The sequence below is a fragment of the Bradyrhizobium sp. 87 genome, from assembly GCF_023073015.1.
Lineage (GTDB): Bacteria > Pseudomonadota > Alphaproteobacteria > Rhizobiales > Xanthobacteraceae > Bradyrhizobium > Bradyrhizobium canariense_D.
Genome location: NZ_JADPIQ010000010.1, coordinates 1 through 718 on the forward strand (window position 1 = coordinate 1; position 718 = coordinate 718).

At 64.1% G+C, this 718-nt stretch carries 2 protein-coding genes; both read left to right on the forward strand.

Annotated elements, in window-relative coordinates; translation table 11 throughout:
* Positions 1 to 207, forward strand: a 207-nt coding sequence (locus tag IVB50_RS02215) for a hypothetical protein (protein WP_247294126.1), incomplete at its 5' end; no start/stop codon positions are given.
* A partial coding sequence (locus IVB50_RS02220) for a hypothetical protein (RefSeq protein WP_247294127.1) occupies positions 208 to 718 on the forward strand: 511 nt, incomplete at its 3' end. It abuts the gene before it with no gap.

A 718-nucleotide genomic window follows, 5' to 3' on the forward strand; every position in this document is an offset into this window, starting at 1 on the left:
GCATCGACCCCGCCCGCGCCGGCGGATGCCGAGGGAAACCCTGTGCAGGGCGGTGGCGCGGACAGCGCGGCCCTCATCATGGCCTTCATGCAGGAAATGCGGCGCGACATGAACGTGCTCGCGACCGCTTTCAACACGCCGAAGAGGCTGATCCGTGACCCGCAGACCGGCGAAATTGTCGGTATCGCCCCCATGGGAGCCCAGTAAATGGCTGTTGTGGGCGTCACGCATGCCAAGGTCGTCACGATCCCGGACGACCCCAATTATCCCGTCGGCAGCGACGAATGGAATGCAAATCACGTCATCACCGGGCTTGAAAACGTCGATAACACCTCCGACGCGAACAAGCCTGTTTCGACGGCGCAGGCGGCCGCTGATGCGGCTGTGGCGGCCAATGCGGCGAACGCAACCAATCTAACGGGCGGCACGGTTCCAGCAGCACGCATGCCGGCGCTGACCGGCGATGTGACGACTTCGGTTGGGGCAGTTGCCACGACGCTGGCGACCGTCAATTCCAACGTCGGGACATTTGGCAGCGCAACGCAGTCGGTTCAGTTTATCGTCAACGCCAAGGGGCTGATGACGGCGGCGGCCAACGTGACAATTACGCCCGCGATTGGTAGCGTGACAGGGCTTGGCTCGGGCGTCGCAACGTTCCTCGCTACGCCGTCCAGCGCCAATCTGCGGGCTGCCCTGACGGATGAGGTGGGTACGGGCG